This is a genomic window from Tsukamurella paurometabola DSM 20162 (assembly GCF_000092225.1).
In the GTDB taxonomy this organism is placed as follows: domain Bacteria; phylum Actinomycetota; class Actinomycetes; order Mycobacteriales; family Mycobacteriaceae; genus Tsukamurella; species Tsukamurella paurometabola.
This window is the reverse complement of the sequence record NC_014158.1, coordinates 213,095-228,094: the sequence shown is the minus strand read 5'-3', so window position 1 is coordinate 228,094 and position 15,000 is coordinate 213,095. Positions and strand designations below refer to the sequence as shown.

Genomic DNA, 15,000 nt, shown 5'->3' with positions numbered 1-15,000 from the left:
TCTCAGCACTCCGGCACGTTGACGGCGAGGCCGCCGAGGGAGGTCTCCTTGTACTTCGAGAGCATGTCGGCGCCGGTCTGGCGCATGGTCTCGATGGCCTGATCCAACGAGACACGATGCGTACCGTCGCCGTGCAAGGCGATGCGGGCGGCGTTCACGGCCTTCACGGAGGCGATGGCGTTGCGCTCGATGCACGGGATCTGCACGAGCCCGCCGATCGGATCGCAGGTGAGCCCGAGATTGTGCTCGATGCCGATCTCGGCGGCGTTCTCCACCTGCGCGGGCGTCGCCCCGGCGATCTGGGCCAGCGCCCCGGCGGCCATCGAGCAGGCCGAGCCCACCTCGCCCTGGCAGCCCACCTCAGCGCCCGAGATCGATGCCCGCCGCTTGTAGAGCACGGCGATCGCGGCGGCGGTGAGCAGGTAATCGCACACCACGTCCTCGGCACGGTCCGCGAGGCCGGGCCGGAACTTCAAGGCGTAGTACAGCACCGAGGGCACGATGCCAGCGGCGCCGTTGGTGGGCGCGGTCACGATCCGGCCGCCGCAGGCGTTCTCCTCGTTCACCGCCATCGCCGCTACGTTGAGCCAGTCCATCGCATCGGACTCACCCGACTCCTCCAGCCGGCGGTACAGCCCGGGCGCGCGGCGCTTCACGTCCAGCCCCCCGGGTAGTGTTCCCTCCGAACGGAATCCGCGTTCGATGCAGGCGCACATCACCGTCCAGATGTGCAGCAGACCGTCGCGTACGTCCTTCTCCGCCTTCTCCGGCGGCCCGCCGCGCAGCACGATCTCGTTGTCCATCATCAACTGCGGGATGCTGCGGCCGGTGCGCCTGGTGAGCTCCAACAGGCTCGCCGCGGTGTCGAAATCGTGGGGCACGGCCGTGGTACCGGCGAGCGGGTTCACGGTGTCCGCCCCGGATTCGCGCTCGACGAAGCCGCCGCCCACCGAGTAGTAGACGGCCTCGTACTCGCTACCGTCGCCGAATTCGGCCCGGAAGCGGATGCCATTGGTGTGCCGGGGCAGCACCGTGAGCGGGTGCAGCACGATCCCCTGCGTGCTCAGCGGAACCTCGGCGACACCCCCGAACCGCGTGATCCCCGACGCGTCGATCTCGGCGCTGCGCACCTGCACATAGTCGGGATCCACCGTCTCCGGCCGCTGCCCCTCCAGCCCGAGGAGCACCGCGGCGAAGGTCCCGTGGCCGCGGCCCGTGGCCGCCAGCGAGCCGTAGAGGTCGACGTGCACGGCGCGAACCGAGCGCACCGCGTCCGGCCCTGAAGCCGCCACCTCGTCCGCGAAATCGGCACCGGCGCGCATCGGCCCCACCGTGTGCGAACTCGAAGGCCCGATGCCAACGGAGAACAGTTCGAACACACTGATAGTCACTCCTCCACCCTAGGCGCCATAGAGTGGTCGCATGGGCGACGCAGGCGAACTCGACATCGACGAGCTGCTACTGCCGGGTACGCGTGAGTACACCTTCCGCGAGCTGGCGGAGCTGGGCGGCATGGACATCGAGGACCTTCGGGCCTGGTGGACCTCGGCGGGCTTCGCCGACCTCCGCGACGACGACACCAAGGCGTTCACCCGCGACGACGTCGAGATAGTGCGTGACCTCGCTGCGCTGTTCGCCGACGGCGTGGTCGATGCGGACGCGGTGGTGCCCGGATCGCAAGCGCTGGGTCAGGCGATGTACCGGCTGGCGGAATGGCAGGCGCCGATGATCCGGCACTACCTGGAAGCCGCGCGGGCCGACGACGCCCCGGACCCGGCGAGCGGCGCCGCGTTGGTGATCGACCGGATGGACAACTTGCAGGCGCACATATGGCGGCGGCACCTCGCGGCGGCGACCCAGCGCCTGATGACCCCGGAGGCCGACGAGGAGGGTGATATCACCGCGACGATGGCGGTGGGCTTCGCGGATATGGTGGGCTATACCCGGCTCAGCCGTGGACTCGCGGTACCGGAGCTGAGCACCCTGCTGAGCACCTTCGAGACCCGCATGCGCACGGTGATCTACGGCGGTGGCGGGTGGATCATCAAGGGAGTGGGCGACGAGGTCATGTTCGCCGCCGACGAGCCGGCCGCCGCGTCCCGGATCGCGCTCGAACTGCAGACTCCGCACGACTATCCGGAGCTGGACGCGATCGATTTGGAGTTCCCGCAGTTGCGGGTGGGCATGGCGTACGGCGAAGTGCTGCAACGCTACGGCGACTTGTTCGGCAACGTCGTGAACCTGGCCGCGCGGCTGACCAGCGCAGCGAGACCGGGCACCGTGCTGGTCGACGGTCAGCTCGCGGAGGCGATCGCCGACGTCCCGGACCTCGACACGCGGAGCCTGCGGGCCTACCGCGCACGCGGTTTCAGCGCGGTGCACCCGCATCTGCTCCGTTGGGCCAAGCAGCCCAAGGAGAACGAGGACGAGGCGTGAGCGGTCAGGCCGCGGCGAGGGCGACGGGAGCCGGACGGCTCCCCACCAACTCACGGTGCACACCACCGACGAATTCGATGAGCGAGCCGCCGAGCGCATCGCAGACGCTGCTCAGCACCTCGGAGGAGGCCTCCTTGCGACCCCGCTCGACCTCGGAGAGGTACTGCGTGGAGACACCCGCCTCGCGGGCGACTTCGGCGAGCGTGCGGCCCTGCCGGGTGCGCTCCTGGCGGAGCACACGGCCGTAGACCTCGCGCAGCAGCGGGGGACGCGGCGGAACCTGAGCCTCCATCGGCTCGTGCGTGTCGATACTCGCAACCCCGCTCGTCATAGGAGAAAGCCTATCCGACGGTGCCCTCGGGTGCCGGAGCGTTCACGGTGGGCGTAACCGGCGCGTCGGCGGCGTCGCCCGCCGCACCTGTGCCGTCGTCCTCGTCATCCTCGTCGACCAGGGGGTGGGCCAGTTCGTCCTGCGGCATCCGCGCGGCCAGGATCGCGATCACCGCGAGCGGCACCGGGACCAGCGCGGCCAGCACGAAGGTCGCGGTGAGACCGATCGCCTGGCTCACCGGACCGGCGAGCGCGAAGGACACCGGCATGAACACGAGCGAAACGAAGAAGTCCAGGCTCGAGACCCGGCCCAGCAGCCGCCGCGGCACGCGGCGCTGCAACAGGGTGCCCCAGATCACCACCGGAGCCTCGAACAGCACGCCCAGCACGAAGCCCGCGATCACCATGGGCCACACGCTCTCGGCGATACCGAACACCAGCATCGGCAGCGACGCGATGCCCCACACGCCCATCATCACCGTGAGGTAGCGGCGGGGCATCCTGCGGGCCGCCATGAACAGCGCACCCGCCACCCCACCGAAACCGTACGCGGCCAGGATCATCGAGTGCTCACTCGCGGCGCCGTGCGCCTGATCCTTGATGGCGAAGGGCAACAGCACGTCGATCGGCCCCACGGTGACCAGCACCATCAGGCTCGCGAACAGCAGCGTCGCCAGCAGCCACGGGGTCTGGCGCACGTACTTGATGCCCTCCCACAGCTCGCGCAGCGGCGAACCGGGTTCCGCCTCATCGGCCGCTTCGGTCCGCGGGACGCGGATCCGCACCACCCATAACGCGGCGAACAGGCAGATCGCGCCGCCCACCAGCAGCGCGGCACCGGGCGAGGCGACGGCGATGATCCACGCCGCGACAGCGGGACCGACGGCCATCGCGGCGGCCGGACGTACCGCCGACTCGTAGCCGTTGACGGCGAGCAGTTCGTCGGGCGGGACCAGCCGCGGTACCAGCGCGGAGTACGCGGGAAAGTAGAAACCCGACACCAGGCCCAGCGCCAGCGAGCCCGCCATCAACAGGGGAATCGTGATGGCACCGGTCAACGCGAGCACGCCCACGCCACCGATCACCACGACCTTGAGCAGCTCCAGTACGAACAGGATGCGCTGCTGCGAGACCCGGTCCGCGAGCACACCGCCGGCGAGGGTGGACACCAGCAAACCCACCGAGGCCGCCCCCGAGACCAACGAGACGCTGGTGGCCGAGCCGCCCATGTCGATCACCTGCCACACCACGGAGACCAGCCACATGCCGTCGGTGGTCAGCGCACAGAGCAGCGTGACGAACAGGAGGCGGTAGTCCCGGCGCAGCAAAGGCCGCAGCATGCGGGGCACATGCTGGCGGGAGCCGAGGTCGGTATGCACCTTTCTACGATGCCGCCGGACGACGGCGTATTCAACCGGTTTTTCTCGGTTGACCTCAACCATGGTCAACCTATTAGCGTGCCGACAATGACCATCGATGAGAACGTCCGGACCGTTCCCGATCGGGGCCGGCTCCGCTGGTTCCTGATCGGATCGGTCGCGCTGATCTCGTTCTCCGCCTTCGAGTCCCTCGCAGTGGGAACGGTGCTGCCGCGGGCGGCGGAGCAGTTCGGCGCCACCGCCGAGTACTCGGTGGCCTTCGGTGCGGCGTTCGCGGCGATGATCGTGGCGATCGCCTGGGTGGGGCCGTGGGTGGACCGCTCCGGGGTGCGGCCGCCGCTCATCGCCGGTGCCCTGTTGTTCGCCGCCGGCCTGCTGATCGTGGGGTCGGCGCCGGGGATGACCGTGCTCGCCGTCGGTCGTGGCGTGCAAGGCCTGGGCAGCGGCCTGATCAGCGTGGTGCTGTACGCGATGGTCGGCCGACTGATCCCGCCGGCGGGACGCCCACGGGTGTTCGCCGCGTATTCGACGGCGTGGGTGGTGCCGTCGCTGGTCGGCCCCGCGATCGCCGGCCTCGCGGCCGGGACGGTGGGCTGGCGCTGGGTGTTCCTCGGACTGGCCGCGCCCTCCTTGCTGGCCCTGTTCGCGACATTGCGGGCAACCACGGGGCTCGATGAATCCGCCTACCGCAACGACGATCCGCCGAACCGCGGAGTGCTGTTCGCGGCACTGGCGGCGGGAACAGCCGCCGCGGTCGCGCAGTTCGCTGCGCCGCAGGGCGGCTCCGGGTTCCTGCTGCTGGCTGCGGCAGCATTCGTGATCGCGGTGATCGCGGCCCGGCGAATGCTCCCCGCCGGATCGCTGATCGGCCGTCCCGGGATTCCGCGCCTGATGCTCGCGAACCTGCTCATGGCCGGGTCGTTCTTCGCCGCGGAGATCTACGTGCCGCTCTATCTGGTGCACATCGACCGGCTCTCGCCCTTCGCGGCCGGATCCGTGATGACCGGCGCCGCACTACTGTGGGCGCTGGCCTCGCAGCTTCAGGCCCGTATCCCACCGGACGGCGCACTGCGCGAACGACTTCCACTGATCGGTTCGAGCCTGCTGACGCTGGCGCTGGTCGCGGTGGCAACATCGTTCGCGGTCGACGCACCGTGGCCGGTGATCTTCGCGACGTGGGCGATCGGTGGATTCGGCATGGGCCTGACCTATCCGACGCTGTCGATCCTCATGCTCGGTCGCAGCGCAGACGACGAGCAGGGCACGAACTCGAGCGCGCTCAAGCTCTCCGATGCCGTGGGCACTGCGCTCGCGATCGCCTGTACCGGAGCACTGTTCGCACAGGTCCTCGCGTGGGGTAACTCCGGGTTCGCGGTCACCTTGCTGGTGCCGCTCGCTTCCGGGCTGGCGACGGTGGCGGTCACCTCGCGCCTCACGGCCGAATAGCCGCGGCCGCCGATTCGCGCAGCAGCTGCATCGCCCTGCGCACAACCGGATTCCGGCATTCGGAATCCTTGACGTAGGCCACGATGGTGCGGCGCGGCGCGGGGTTGCACACATCCACCGAGACGGTGCCCTCCGGCAGCTCTGTCGCTCCGAGCCGGGGTAGTACGGTGACGCCGACACCGCGCGCGACGAACCGAAGTGCCGACGGATAGTCGGTGGTCTCGACCACGAAACGAGGCGTGAATCCCGCTCCGGCGCAAGCATCGAGAACGGCCTGTCGGCACGCGCCGCGGCGCACGTCGTTATCGATCCAGCGGGCGTGTTCCAGTTCTGCCATATCGATCAGCTCGCGCTCGGCGAAGGGATGATCCTCGGGTACCACGGCCACATAGGACTCGACCAGCAGGTCTTCGTGCGAGAACCCTGCCACCGCAGTGGTCTGTGAATGCTCCTGTCGCACGGCGACGGCGAGATCGGGCCTGCGGGCGGCGATCTCGTTCACCTCGTCCTCGATCCGCAGCCGCAGCCGGGTGTCCGGGAACTCCGCGGCGAGCGTCTGCACCACCGAGGGCATCCAGTGCGTTCCCGCGGTGGCGAAGACGTTCATGGTGATCCGGTTCGCCTTGCCGGCGCGCAGATCGTCGACAGTGGCGCCGAGTGCGTTGAGGCGCTCCAGCACCCCGTCGGCCTCGGTGGCCAGCACCCGGCCAGCCGGGGTGAGTTCGACACCCCGTCCGACCCGTTCCAGTAGCTGGAGACCGGTCTCGCGCTGCAACGCGGCGACGTGCTGGGAGATGGCCGAGGGCGTGTACCCCAGGCTGGCCGCCGCGGCAGCCACCGATCCGGTGGCGGCCACGGAGCGGAAGATCATGAGCCGGTGTGCGTCGAGCATGGCGCCTCCATTCAGTCTTGCTGAATAGTAATCCAGAAACATTCGCTTGTGCTAACTCTCTGCGAGTCCCACAGTGAATCGCATGAAGAATCGCCTTCCTGCCCTCGCCCTGGTGATCGTCATGGTCGCCTGGGCATCCGCCTTCGTCGTCATCCGCGGGATCGGGCCGCATGTCTCGCCCGTTCCCCTGGCCGAAGGACGCCTCCTGGTAGGTGCCGCCGTCCTCGGCGTCATCTGGGCGCTGCACGCCCTGTACACCGGCGACGTCCGGCTCCCCCGTGGTCGCGCGCTCGCCCTCACCGTGGCCTACGGCGCGCTGTGGTTCGCGCTGTACACCGTGCTGGTCAACGCGGCCGAACAGCACCTCGACGCCGGCACCACCGCACTGCTGGTGAACATCGCACCGATCATCGTCGCGGTCCTGGCCGGCGCGTTCCTGCACGAGGGCTTCCCGCCGCTGCTCACCGCAGGAATCGTGATCAGCTTCGCCGGCGCGGCCGTGATCGCCTTCTCCGGCGACGGCCGGCGCGACGGCGCCGGGGTGGCCCTCGCCGTCGCCGCTGCGCTGCTCTACGGGATCAGCGTGGTGGCGCAGAAACTGGTAACGCGCTCGACGGATCCGCTCACGGCCACCGCACTGGGCGCGATCATCGGCGCGATCGTGCTGCTCCCGTGGGCGCCCCAGTTGTTCCGGGAGCTGGCGGCCGCGCCGATCGGCTCCACCGCCGGCGTGCTCTACCTGGGGCTGGTGCCCACTGCCCTGGCCTTCCTCCTCTGGGCATACGCACTGGCGCACACTCCGGCCGGGGTCACGGCATCGTCGTCCTACGCGGTGCCGGCCCTGTCGATCCTGTTGAGCTGGGGCTTCCTCGCCGAAACGCCCACCGCCTGGGGCCTGCTGGGCGGGGTGCTGTGCCTGGTCGGCGTCGCGGTGGCGCGGCTGCCGCGACGGTCAGCGCGTCCGGGCGACGTCGTCGCGCAGGACGGTGGGCCACAGGGCGACGTCCGCGGGGGTGCGGGCGACGGTCAGCGTGGCGCGCGGGAGGAGCTCGGCGAGGGTCTCGGCGGTCGAGACGGGGTGCGCCGGATCGTCGATCCAGGCGAGCAGCGTGACCGGGACCTCGATCGCGGCGAGCGCCTCGCGTTCCGGTAGGTCACTGAGCGCGGCACCGCGGAACACCGACGGGAGGAGTCGCTCGGTCACCTCGGGGAGGGTGGCCGGCGCTCCGTTCGTTGCAGGCGGGGACACGACATCCTCTGCGGCGCTGAGGAATTCACTGAGTCCTCGTTCTTCGATCGCGTCCGCGGCGATCCGGTATTCGGCGGCCTTCGCGGGGCGGGTGGCCCACGCGGTAGGGGGCACCATGAGGGTGAGCCCGCTGAACCGGCCCGGGTCACGGACTGCCGCGTGCAGGAGCGTGCCGGTACCCATCGACGGCCCGACACCGTGCACACGTTCACCGGGGAAACACGCGTCGAGCAGCCGCAGCAGATCGTCGGCGAGGGCCGGCCAGCGGTAGTCCTCCGGGACGGTGCGCCCGGTCGAGCGGCCGTGACCGCGCGCGTCGTAGCGCAACAGCCGGGTACCGCTCAGACCGCGCCCGAGATCGAGATCGAGGACTCGATCGCGCGCCCTGCTGGATGTGAGTCCGTGAAGTTGTACAACGGGGTGTCCGCCCTCGTCACTGAGTTCGGTGTCGAGCGCGGCGCCGGGAACGTCGAATCTGGGCATCGGGCCTTCTCACAGCGCGCAGGGGGTGGTCGAGAGGGCTAGGGTACCGCCATGCGCCTGACCAACGTCGCGCACCTGCGACTGCCGTTCGGCCGGCTGGTGGGCTACGACGTGACCGCCTCCTCGCCCGGCCCCTCGCTGCCCGTGTCCTTCGATCAGGGACGCCATGTGGCGGGCGGCGACCGGCCGGGCTCCTGGATGGCGCTGTCGTTTCACCTACCCGCACCGGTTCCGCGGGAAATGCTCGCCGCCGCATGGCTCGCGGTGATCGCGCGGCACGGGACGCTGCGCACGGCGTTCACTGCCGGCCCTGCCGGTGCACCCGAGCTGCACGAGATCGAGATCGGACCCGGCGGGTGGGTGGAGCATCCGATCGAGCCGGGCCAGGCGGTCAACGATGCGCTGCGCGATGTGCTCGACACTGCCTGCTCGCCGTACCAGCGCCCGGCGCACCGGCTCTGCGTACTGGAGACCGCCGACGGCCCCACCGTGGTGATCGCTGCGGATCACTCCCACGTGGACATGTGGTCGATGCTGGTGATCGTGCGCGACTTCCTGGCGGCCCTCGCGGACGTCCGAGCCGGCCGCACACCGTCGACCGCTGCGGTGCCCGCGTTCGTCGAACACACCCGGGCCCTGCAGAATCGGCCTCCCGCACCAGAGCAAGTGCGACGCCGCTGGGCCGAGATTCTCGCCGAGAGCGGTGATGTGATGCCGCGCTTCCCCCTGCCGCTGGGCACCCCCGAACCGCATCTGGAGCGGGTGGAGGTGCGCGATGTGTTCGATGTGGACGACAGTGCCGCGTTCGCCGCCCAGGCTCGCGAGGACGGCGTCTCCACCCTGGCCGCCACCATCGCCACGATGACCTCGGTGACCCGCGCGCTCGCGGATGAACCGCTGCGCGCGGTGTTCCCGGTGCACAGCCGGCACGGCGGGCAGGAGGCCGGAGGCCGACCGGGGACCATTGCGGATGAGACCTGGCACGATTCGGTGGGCTGGTTCATCACGAATTCGGTGATCGAGTGCACCTCGCCTGAACCGCAGGCGGCCGCCGCCGCGGTGCGCGAGGCCGTACAGCTCGGATCCTGGCCGCTCGAGGAGATCCTGGAACCGTGGGGCGGAATGCCCGAGGTGCCGGGCATGTTCGCCATCTCCTGGCTCGACCTGCGCCGGCTGCCGGTGCGCGTGGACTCGACGGGGCTGGCCGCGCAGTACGTCGGCGCCAGCATCCGCACCGATGGGGTGATGCTGTGGTTCATCCTCGACCAGGAGGGGTTGCATCTGCGCTGCCGCTATCCCGACACCCCGCAGGCCCGCGAGAACGTAGGCGCCTGGCTGGACATGCTTGTGAGCAGAATGCGCTCGGCAGCAAGAGAATCCGTAGGCGGAACGCTCCGCGTGGGCGGGCGCGTCTATCGGGTGCAGCGCGCAGCCCGCGACGACGTGCCCGATATCGTCGCACTGTTGTCCGACGACGAGATTGGCCGCACCCGGGAATCCGCGGAAACCGCCGGCTACGACGCGGCCTTCGATGTGGTGGCCCGCGACCGATCGCACTATCTCGCGGTGGTCCGCGACGAGGCCGACCGGACGGTGGGCACCATGCACTTGACCGTGATCCCGGGGCTGTCCCGCTCCGGCACCACGCGGCTACAGATCGAGGGGGTGCGGGTGGCCGCGAGCGAGCGGTCGCGCGGCCTGGGCACCGCGATGATCGAGTGGGCGCATCACCACGGTCGCACCCACCGCGCCACCCTCTCGCAGCTCACCACCGATGCGACCCGCGAACGGGCCCGGGCCTTCTACACCCGGCTCGGGTATCGCTCCGAGCACGTGGGTCTCAAGCGCGAGCTCTGACGAACTCTGATGACAGATTCTGCCATCAGGCGTACCGTCAGTGATGTCAGAATCTGTCATCACTGAGTGGGGTCATTATGAGATACCTGGTCACAGGCGCGTCCGGCTTCGTCGGTACGGCGGTCACCGCGGAACTCATCGCCGCTGGACACGAGGTCAGGGGCCTGGTCCGGTCGGATCGCGCGGCCGAGGCGATCCGCTCGCTGGGCGCGGAGCCCGTGCTCGGCACGATCGAGGACACCGACCTACTGCGGGCGGCGGCGGCCGCGTCGGACGGCGTCGTCCATCTCGCCTTCAACCACGATTTCAGCCGGTTCGAGGAATCCGCCCGAGTGGAGCGCGGGGCCATCGAGGCGTTCGGCACCGCTCTCGAGGGCAGCGACCGGCCGCTGGCCATCGCCTCCGGGGTCGCAGGCCTGACGTCGGGGCGCACCGCTGTCGAATCCGATCGCCCCGCACCGGGTTCGCCCCGAAGCGGCAATGCGGACGCCGCCCTCGCCCTCGCCGACCGGGGCGTGCGGGCCACCGTCGTCCGGCTCGCACCGTCGGTGCACGACGCGAGCCCCGCGGGGTTCGTCGCGCACCTCGTCGAGACCGCGCGCGCCACGGGGAGTTCGGGGTACGTGGGCGACGGGGAGCAGCGCTGGGCTGCGGTGCACCGGGCCGATGCGGCGCGCCTGTTCCGACTCGCCGTCGAACGCGGCCGAGCCGGCGAGGTGTACCACGCTGTCGGCGAGGAGGGCGTGCCCACCCGGGCGATCGCGGAGGCCGTCGCGGCCCTGACCGGGGTGGACGTCGCCCCGGTTCCCGATGCGGAGGCCGCGCATCGTTTCGGGTTCCTCGCCGGCATCCTCGCCCTCGACAGTCCCGCATCGAACGCGTGGACCCGCGAACGCTTCGGCTGGAACCCCACCGGTCCGGGACTCCTCGCGGATATCGCGGCCTGGCCCGGCGCCTGACGCGGCGGCCTCGTACCCTGTCGGCCATGGGACGTTGGCAGCCGGACGCGCGAGCGCGACTGGAATCGGCCGCGCTCGAGGAGTTCGGTGAGCGCGGCTACGACACGGTCACCGTTGCCGAGATCGCCGCCCGCGCCGGACTCACCGAGCGCACCTTCTACCGGCACTTCGCCGACAAGCGGGAGGTGCTCTTCGCGGGCCAGGACGTACTGCGAGACCTTCTGGTCGAACGCACCGCCGAGGCCCTCGCGTCGGCACCGCCCTGGGCGGCGTTGGAGCGCGCCTTCACCGCGGCCGCCGAGGCGATCGCGGCGCGCGACGAGCTGCCACTGCGCCGACAGACGGTGGTCGAGGCGAATCAGGCACTCCGCGAGCGGGAACTGTACAAACTGGACCTGATCGCCCGCTCCCTCGGCGCTCTCCTGGCCGAGCACGGGGCCGACGGTGCCCGCACCCTCGGCGAAGCTTCGGTGGCCGCCTTCAAGGTGGCCTTCGAGGAGTGGGTTCGCGTTCCCGGCGCGGCGCCCCTGACCCAGCGCGTCGCAGCGTCCTTCGCGACCCTGCGCCGCGGGGTGGCCGCGCGCTAACTCGCCTCGCGTTTACGGGTGCGAGCGGGCTTCTTCGTTTCGGCGGCGGGCTTGGCGGACTCGCGGCTCTTCACCGATGCACGGAGCGCGGCGAGCAGATCGGCCACCTCGTCGTCCTCGTCGCCCTCGTCCTCGGGCGCATCCGGGAAGGCGGTCTCGCCGGTCGATTTCGCCTCGATCAGCTGCTGCAGCTGAACCTGGTAGTCGTCCTCGTACTGCTCCGGATCGAAATCCGTGGACATGGAGTCGATCAGGGACGCCGCCATGGCCAACTCCTGCGGCCGGATCTTCACGTCCTCGGTGAGGGCGGGGAAATCGGGAGTGCGGATCTCGTCGGGCCACAGCAGCGTCTGGAGCACCATCACATTGCCCACCACCCGCAGTGCGCACAGCCGCGTACGGTTACGGAGGGTGAAGGTGCAGATCGCCAGCCGGTCGGTTTCCTGGAGCGCCTGACGCAGCAGAACATAGGCTTTCGGCGACTTCGAGGAGGGCTCCAGGTAGTACGGCTTGTCGAACATGATCGGGTCCACGTCCTCCCGGGGCACGAACTCCGTCACCGCGATCTCGCGGTGCTTCTCCACCGGCATCGACTTGATGTCCTCCTTACTGAGGATCACCGTGTCGCCACTGTCGGCCTCGTAGGCATTGGCGATGTTCGCGAATTCGACCTCGTCGTCGGTGCCCTCGCGGACGCGCTTGTACCGGATGCGGACCCCGTCCTTCGCATCCACCTGATGCGACTTCGCGTCGTGGCTCTCGATCGCCGAGTAGACCTTCACCGGCACATTGACCAGCCCGAACGACAGCTCACCCGTCCATATCGCGCGCATGTGACCATTGTGACTGGTGTGAGCCGATATTGCGAGAGTCGAATTCCCCGCCCCGCAATCCGCACGCCCCCCTCCCCGACTTAACAGCGTTAGCCCATGCGCTGTCCTGGCGAAACAGAATGGGCTAACGCTGTTAAGTCGGGGAGGGGGTGGCGACGGGGCGGGAGCGGGATAATGGGCGGGTGGCGCAGACTCGGGAGAACCGTGAGGTGGACGGCGTCCACGTGCAACTGACCAACCTCGACAAGGTGCTCTACCCGGCCACCGGTACCACGAAGGCCGAGGTGATCGACTACTACCAGGCGATCGCCCCCGTCGCGGTCCCCCACCTGCGCGACCGGCCGCTCACCCGCAAACGCTGGCCCAACGGCGTCGATAAAACCGCCTTCTTCGAAAAGCGCCTCCCCAGCCATGCCCCGGCCTGGATCCGCCGCGGCGCCCAGCACCACTCCGACGGCGAATCGCTCTATCCCGTGGTCGAGAACACGGCCGATATGGTGTGGCTGGGACAGCAAGCCGCGCTCGAGCTCCACGTACCGCAGTGGACGTTCATCGCCGACGGCGAGAACGAGGAGCCGGGCCCGCCCGATCGCCTGGTCCTCGACCTCGATCCCGGCCCCGGCAGCACGCTCGACGATTGCGCCGCACTCGCGCTGCGCATCCGCGATCTGCTCGCAGCCATGGGACTGGACGGGCACCCGGTCACCAGCGGCTCCAAGGGCATGCACATCTATTCGACCTTGCCCGGCGGCCTCAGCAGCCCGGGCGCGCGGAAGGTGGCGCACGCCATCGCGTCCCAACTGGAGGCCGAGTCACCGGAACTGGTGACCGCCTCCATGTCGAAGGACCAGCGCGGGGGCCGCATCTTCGTGGACTGGTCGCAGAACAGCGGATCCAAGACCACGATCTCGCCGTATTCGCTACGCGGGCGCGAGCATCCGTGGGTGGCGGCACCCCGCAGCTGGGACGAACTGTCCCGGCCGGGCTTGCAGCAGTTGGAGTTCCACGACGTGCTGGCCCGCGTGCGGACGAGCGGCGATCTGCTCGCTCCATTGCTCTCGGGCACACCGGCACCGCCCGAGCCGGTCGACCTCGACGAATACCGGGCTAAGCGCGATGCCGCGAAGACGCCGGAACCCTTCGGCGGCGCGGCGAGCACGGGCGATCCGATCTTCGTGATCCAGGAACATCACGCGCGCCGCCTGCACTACGACTTCCGCCTGGAACACGACGGCGTACTCGCTTCCTGGGCGGTGCCGAAGAACCTGCCCGACGATCCCGCGGTGAACCACCTGGCCGTGCGCACCGAGGACCACCCGATGGACTACGCCGCCTTCGAGGGCAGCATCCCGAAGGGGGAGTACGGCGGCGGCGATGTGAGCATCTGGGACCACGGCACCTACGAACTGGAGAAGTGGCGCAAGGACGAGGTGATCGTCACGCTGCACGGCGCGCGACTGCGCGGACTGCGCTACGCCCTCATCCGCACGGGCGAAAAGAATTGGCTCGCTCACCTGACCAAGGACAAGACCGCACCGGCGAAGGCCGCGGCAGCGCAAGCACCGGATCCGATGCTGCCCAGCGAATCCACGATCGACCGGCTCTCCGGCGAGGATTGGGCCTTCGAGGGCAAGTGGGACGGCTACCGGATCATGGCGACGGTGCGCGGCGGCGCGCTGAGCCTGCGCACCCGATCGGGCCGGGTTGTCACCGGTGAGTTCCCCGAATTCGAGTCACTGGCCCGCGATCTCGACGGAATGGACGTGGTCCTCGACGGTGAAGCTGTAGTGCTCGACGATGCGGGCGTACCGTCGTTCCACCTCATGGCGGGGGGCGAGAGCCGTACCGGCGCGGTACGGCTCTACCTGTTCGACGTCCTCGAACTGAACGGTGTCGACCTCACCAAGCGGCCCTGGTCAGTGCGGCGGGAGGTATTGGAAAGTCTTGCACCACTTCTAGATTCCGACGACTCGATCGGCGTTCCAGCATTGGTCGAGGCCTCCACGGGACTGGTGGCCGCGACCCTGAGCGCGGAACGGGGATGGGAGGGGATCGTCGCCAAACGTCGCGACTCGCCGTATCTGCCCGGACAGCGGGTGCGGGCCTGGCTCAAACACAAGAACTGGCGCGATCTGCAGGTGGCGATCGGCGGCTGGAAGCCGGGGAAGGGTTCGCGCGCGAACCGGATCGGATCCGTCCTGGTGGGTCTGCCCGCGGAGACCGGTCTGGTCTATCTGGGCTCGGTGGGGTCGGGCTTGCGCGACCGCGATCTGGACGCGCTCGCGCAGCGACTGGAACCGCTGCGAATGAAGCGCTCCCCGTTCACCGCCTCCATCGACGATCCGGACGCTCGCGATGCCGTGTGGGTGTTGCCTCAGGTGGTGGGTGATGTCCGCTATTCCTCGCTCCGCAGGGGCGGGCACCTGCGGCAGCCCAGCTGGCGCGGTTTCCGCGACGATCTGCTCCCGGGCGACCTCCCCGGCGAGGCGGAGATCCCGTGGGAGGGGCCCGACGAATAACTTCGTGCACGACTAGTTAATGCACTAACT

General features: G+C 69.5%; 12 protein-coding genes and 1 pseudogene. 7 read left to right on the top strand and 6 right to left on the bottom strand.

What is annotated here, in order from left to right; translation table 11 throughout:
- Positions 1-2: 2 nt before the first annotated feature.
- On the bottom strand, positions 3-1,391 hold the full coding sequence (locus TPAU_RS01075) for an L-serine ammonia-lyase (RefSeq protein WP_013124922.1): 1,389 nt from the start codon (positions 1,389-1,391) through the stop codon (positions 3-5).
- A gap of 31 nt (positions 1,392-1,422) precedes the next feature.
- On the opposite strand from TPAU_RS01075, the gene TPAU_RS01070 reads away from it, so the two are divergent.
- Positions 1,423-2,436 carry an adenylate/guanylate cyclase domain-containing protein gene (locus TPAU_RS01070; protein ID WP_013124921.1) on the top strand — a complete coding sequence of 338 codons (1,014 nt, stop codon included), beginning with the start codon at positions 1,423-1,425 and terminating at the stop codon, positions 2,434-2,436.
- 4 nt (positions 2,437-2,440) lie between these two features.
- Here TPAU_RS01070 and TPAU_RS01065 read toward each other — a convergent pair whose 3' ends face one another.
- Entirely contained in the window at positions 2,441-2,767 is a 327-nt protein-coding gene (locus TPAU_RS01065; protein WP_013124920.1) for a helix-turn-helix domain-containing protein, read from the bottom strand.
- 10 nt (positions 2,768-2,777) lie between these two features.
- A complete protein-coding gene (locus tag TPAU_RS01060) occupies positions 2,778-4,145 on the bottom strand; it encodes an MFS transporter (protein WP_245537824.1) in 1,368 nt (455 codons plus the stop codon).
- 87 nt (positions 4,146-4,232) lie between these two features.
- Between TPAU_RS01060 and TPAU_RS01055 the strand changes: the two genes are divergently transcribed.
- The gene (locus tag TPAU_RS01055) at positions 4,233-5,591 is read left to right on the top strand and encodes an MFS transporter (protein WP_013124918.1); all 1,359 of its coding nucleotides are present in this window, start codon (positions 4,233-4,235) and stop codon (positions 5,589-5,591) included.
- Here TPAU_RS01055 and TPAU_RS01050 read toward each other — a convergent pair.
- Entirely contained in the window at positions 5,578-6,483 is a 906-nt protein-coding gene (locus tag TPAU_RS01050) for a LysR family transcriptional regulator (RefSeq protein ID WP_013124917.1), read from the bottom strand. The genes TPAU_RS01055 and TPAU_RS01050 overlap by 14 nt on opposite strands.
- Positions 6,484-6,565: 82 nt before the next feature.
- On the opposite strand from TPAU_RS01050, the pseudogene TPAU_RS01045 reads away from it, so the two are divergent.
- Positions 6,566-7,357, top strand: a pseudogene (locus TPAU_RS01045) (DMT family transporter); the annotation flags it as partial.
- 78 nt (positions 7,358-7,435) lie between these two features.
- On the opposite strand, the gene TPAU_RS01040 reads toward TPAU_RS01045, so the two are convergent.
- On the bottom strand, positions 7,436-8,215 hold the full coding sequence (locus TPAU_RS01040; protein WP_013124915.1) for an alpha/beta fold hydrolase: 780 nt from the start codon (positions 8,213-8,215) through the stop codon (positions 7,436-7,438).
- A gap of 51 nt (positions 8,216-8,266) precedes the next feature.
- On the opposite strand from TPAU_RS01040, the gene TPAU_RS01035 reads away from it, so the two are divergent.
- The 3 genes from TPAU_RS01035 (at position 8,267) to TPAU_RS01025 (ending at position 11,618) form a co-directional block, all read left to right on the top strand.
- Positions 8,267-10,072 (top strand): GNAT family N-acetyltransferase, encoded by a 1,806-nt coding sequence (locus TPAU_RS01035; RefSeq protein WP_013124914.1) that lies wholly within the window; start codon positions 8,267-8,269, stop codon positions 10,070-10,072.
- Between the two features lie 77 nt (positions 10,073-10,149).
- Positions 10,150-11,031, top strand: a complete 882-nt coding sequence (locus tag TPAU_RS01030; protein WP_013124913.1) for an SDR family oxidoreductase — start codon at positions 10,150-10,152, stop codon at positions 11,029-11,031.
- Between the two features lie 26 nt (positions 11,032-11,057).
- On the top strand, positions 11,058-11,618 hold the full coding sequence (locus TPAU_RS01025) for a TetR/AcrR family transcriptional regulator (RefSeq protein ID WP_013124912.1): 561 nt from the start codon (positions 11,058-11,060) through the stop codon (positions 11,616-11,618).
- On the opposite strand, the gene ku is transcribed toward TPAU_RS01025, so the two are convergent.
- Positions 11,615-12,451: a non-homologous end joining protein Ku gene (ku, locus tag TPAU_RS01020; RefSeq protein ID WP_013124911.1), complete on the bottom strand. Its 837-nt coding sequence runs from the start codon at positions 12,449-12,451 to the stop codon at positions 11,615-11,617. The two genes, TPAU_RS01025 and ku, sit on opposite strands and share 4 nt — an antisense overlap.
- Before the next feature lie 182 nt (positions 12,452-12,633).
- On the opposite strand from ku, the gene TPAU_RS01015 reads away from it, so the two are divergent.
- Positions 12,634-14,970 (top strand): ATP-dependent DNA ligase, encoded by a 2,337-nt coding sequence (locus TPAU_RS01015; protein WP_013124910.1) that lies wholly within the window; start codon positions 12,634-12,636, stop codon positions 14,968-14,970.
- Positions 14,971-15,000 lie beyond the last annotated feature (30 nt).

Coding starts and splice junctions, on each gene's coding strand:
- TPAU_RS01070 (WP_013124921.1), top strand. CDS start 1,423: ATGGGCGACGCAGGCGAACTCGACATCGACGAGCTGCTACTGCCGGGT.
- TPAU_RS01065 (WP_013124920.1), bottom strand. CDS start 2,767: ATGACGAGCGGGGTTGCGAGTATCGACACGCACGAGCCGATGGAGGCT.
- TPAU_RS01055 (WP_013124918.1), top strand. CDS start 4,233: ATGACCATCGATGAGAACGTCCGGACCGTTCCCGATCGGGGCCGGCTC.
- TPAU_RS01050 (WP_013124917.1), bottom strand. CDS start 6,483: ATGCTCGACGCACACCGGCTCATGATCTTCCGCTCCGTGGCCGCCACC.
- TPAU_RS01040 (WP_013124915.1), bottom strand. CDS start 8,215: ATGCCCAGATTCGACGTTCCCGGCGCCGCGCTCGACACCGAACTCAGT.
- TPAU_RS01035 (WP_013124914.1), top strand. CDS start 8,267: ATGCGCCTGACCAACGTCGCGCACCTGCGACTGCCGTTCGGCCGGCTG.
- TPAU_RS01030 (WP_013124913.1), top strand. CDS start 10,150: ATGAGATACCTGGTCACAGGCGCGTCCGGCTTCGTCGGTACGGCGGTC.
- TPAU_RS01025 (WP_013124912.1), top strand. CDS start 11,058: ATGGGACGTTGGCAGCCGGACGCGCGAGCGCGACTGGAATCGGCCGCG.
- ku (WP_013124911.1), bottom strand. CDS start 12,451: ATGCGCGCGATATGGACGGGTGAGCTGTCGTTCGGGCTGGTCAATGTG.